Source organism: Rhizobium sp. 01T444, from assembly GCF_056398305.1.
Genome location: NZ_JBFTPD010000113.1, coordinates 1 through 922 on the forward strand (window position 1 = coordinate 1; position 922 = coordinate 922).

1 protein-coding gene is annotated in these 922 nt (G+C 65.9%); it reads left to right on the forward strand.

Annotation, left to right across the window (positions count from 1 at the left end):
* Window positions 1-10: 10 nt before the first annotated feature.
* On the forward strand, window positions 11-922 hold a 912-nt coding region (locus tag AC1DTN_RS37395), incomplete at its 3' end, for a LysR family transcriptional regulator (protein WP_477925152.1).

Consider the following 922-nt stretch of genomic DNA (forward strand, 5'->3'; position numbering starts at 1 on the left):
AGCCTGCGCCATGGCCATCAACTTCAATCTCAACGATCTGCAGGCATTCCGCGCCGTGGCCGAGCTCAACAGCTTCCGCAAGGCAGCCGAGGCGCTGCATGTGTCGCAGCCGGCTTTCAGCCGACGCATCGAGAAGCTCGAGGAGGCGCTTGGCGTGCGGCTGCTCGACCGCACCACCCGGCGCGTAAGCCTGACCTCCGTGGGACGCGACTTCGATCGCAAGGTACAGCAGCTCCTGGACGACCTCGACCACACATTGCTGGGCATTCGTGGAGTAGCCGCCACGCGGATGGGCGAGGTGACGATCGCCTGCGTGCCCTCGACCGTCTACTACTTTCTGTCGCAGGTGATCTCGCGCTACCACGAGCGCTACCCGAAGATCCGGGTCAAGGTCTTCGACGCCAGCGCCAACGAGGTACTCTCGGCCGTATCCCGCGGCGAGGCCGACTTCGGGCTCAACTTCGTCGGCGGCAAGGAGCCGGACATCGAGTTCAAGCCCCTGCTGGAGGAGCGTTTCGTCGCGGCTTGCAGGCGCGATCATCCGCTCGCCGGGAAGCGCCGGGTGAGCTGGACCGAACTGGCGCAGTACGACTACATATCGGTCAGCAAGGCGTCGGGCAACCGGCTGCTGCTGGACCAGGCGCTTTCGGGCCTGCCTGGCCGTCCGCAGAGCATCTACGAGACCCAGCACGTCACGACGATGCTCGGACTGGTGGAGGCGGGACTGGGCGTGGCCGCGGTGCCCTCGATCGCCATGCCCGACGCGGACCACCCGCTGCTCGTAAGCGTGCCGCTCTTCGACCCGGTCATCACCCGCAAGATCGGACTGATAAGGCGCAAGGGCCGGACGCTATCGCCGGCCGCGCAGCAGCTCTACGCATTCTTCTCCGAGATGAAGGCAAAGCGCGGCAAGCCCGAAGGC